Origin of the sequence: Mammaliicoccus sciuri (assembly GCF_002901825.1) — a bacterium.
Taxonomy (GTDB): Bacteria; Bacillota; Bacilli; order Staphylococcales; family Staphylococcaceae; genus Mammaliicoccus; species Mammaliicoccus sciuri.
In genome coordinates this window covers 1-311 of record NZ_PPQD01000015.1, presented here as the reverse complement: position 1 = coordinate 311, position 311 = coordinate 1, and the positions used below count along the sequence as shown (strand labels likewise).

Annotated in this window: 1 protein-coding gene; it reads right to left on the bottom strand. The window is 50.5% G+C overall.

The window, feature by feature from the left end:
• Nucleotides 1-311: hypothetical protein (locus tag CD035_RS02440; protein ID WP_180991817.1), on the bottom strand; the 311-nt coding region annotated here is incomplete at both ends.

Sequence of the window (311 nt, the reverse complement as noted above, 5' to 3'; positions counted from 1 at the left end):
GTCAGAATCTGCATCTGAGTCACTGTCTGCGTCTGAATCAGAGTCTGCATCTGAGTCGCTATCTGCGTCTGAATCACTGTCCGCATCTGAGTCAGAATCTGCATCTGAATCACTGTCTGCGTCTGAATCGCTATCCGCATCTGAGTCACTGTCTGCGTCTGAATCGCTGTCCGCATCTGAGTCAGAATCTGCGTCTGAGTCGCTGTCCGCATCTGAGTCAGAGTCTGCATCTGAATCACTGTCTGCATCTGAGTCGCTATCTGCGTCTGAGTCAGAATCTGCATCTGAGTCTGAATCTGCATCTGAGTCTG